At 64.8% G+C, this 1,317-nt stretch carries 3 protein-coding genes; 1 reads left to right on the top strand and 2 read right to left on the bottom strand.

The features are described 5' to 3' along the window. A partial coding sequence (locus tag ELR45_RS03380; RefSeq protein ID WP_165367435.1) for a metal ABC transporter solute-binding protein, Zn/Mn family occupies positions 1–615 on the top strand: 615 nt, incomplete at its 5' end. 169 nt (positions 616–784) lie between these two features. Here ELR45_RS03380 and ELR45_RS03385 read toward each other — a convergent pair. Continuing rightward, a complete protein-coding gene (locus tag ELR45_RS03385) occupies positions 785–985 on the bottom strand; it encodes a DUF4351 domain-containing protein (RefSeq protein WP_129663358.1) in 201 nt (66 codons plus the stop codon). Then, entirely contained in the window at positions 982–1,188 is a 207-nt protein-coding gene (locus ELR45_RS03390; protein WP_129663360.1) for an Rpn family recombination-promoting nuclease/putative transposase, read from the bottom strand. The genes ELR45_RS03385 and ELR45_RS03390 overlap by 4 nt, the downstream gene beginning before the upstream one ends. Positions 1,189–1,317: the final 129 nt, after the last annotated feature.

The following is a 1,317-nucleotide window of genomic DNA, read 5'->3' on the forward strand; positions in this document are numbered from 1 at the left end:
GACGCCGTGGACTTGATCGAGGACGTGTCGGTCATCGACACCGCCGAGGTGGCCGAGGCAGACATCGGGAGTGGCCGGGAATCGGGTGAATGGCCCGACCCCGACCTCGACCCTCATTTCTGGCTGGATCCGTTGCGGTTGGCATGGGCCGGCCACCAGGTCGCCGATGCGCTCGCCGAACTCGATCCGGACCAGGCAGCGTACTACCGCGAGCGTGCTGAGGCATTGGACGACGAGTTGGTCGAACTCGACCACGAGTACGACGAAGCCCTGACTTCGTGCGCGGGAGACACGGTGGTCACCTCGCACGAGGCCTTCGGATACCTCGCCGCCCGCTACAACCTGAACCAGGTCGGCATCTCCGGCGTCGATCCGGAGATCGAGCCCTCCCCCGCACGGCTGCGAGAGGTCACCTCGGTGGTAGAAGACACCGACGTCCGCACGATCTTCTTCGAAGTCAACACGAGCAAGCGCGTGGCCGAACGACTCGCCGACGAGCTGGGCGTGGAAACCGACGTACTGGACCCGATGGAACGCCCCGCAGACGCCGACTACATGACGGTCATGCGCAACAACCTCGACGCTTTGGCCCGTGGCCTGGTCTGCGCCGCCTGACCCGTCGACGAGCCGACCGCTTACACGTGCAGACTACGAGCACGGCACGGCGACGCCGTTCGCCGTCGAGCCACAGCCTCAACTCGTACAGCGCTCGACTCCTGGTCAACGCACTGCGGGAGCACGCTTCCCGGTAACGCAGCAGCCGCCTGTGAACTCGTCTACTTCGCTAGGTGCGCAGGACGTCGTCAAGCGTATCGGCGGTGAGGACGTGGGTAGTCCAGGATTCGAGCTCGCCGGTCGAGGCAGCCCGCACACGATCCAGCACCGCCCGCGAGAGCGGACCGAATTTATGGTTCAGCTGCTGCAGCAGCGCCTCAGCGCGGCCCTCGGTGCGGCCTTCGGCGCGGAACATGTCTGCGGTGGTCACGTACGCCTCCTCTTAAAGAGCAGATCAGCGTGCCGCCACCGCAACGTGTTGTCCACGAAACTACCCGAGACCTGAGCCAGCCGATCCAGATCCAGCCCATCCACCCACACAGCCCGCAGCACCGCACAGCTGCAACGCCGCGTTCGCCGGCTCCCCAAGAATCGGCGGAACTCCGCGTCATGCGGGCTCGTCTGAGTGACCATGATCGCAACTCTACACTCGACCACAGTTGTCCATCCGTCACCGTTGTCGACGACGGGTGAAGAATGACCCCGTAGCGACGGTTGAATTTTGACCCCCTGGCGGCACCCTGGCTTTAGTCGAGCCGGGGA

This window comes from Phytoactinopolyspora endophytica, assembly GCF_004138495.1.
GTDB classification, from domain to species: Bacteria; Actinomycetota; Actinomycetes; order Jiangellales; family Jiangellaceae; genus Phytoactinopolyspora; species Phytoactinopolyspora endophytica.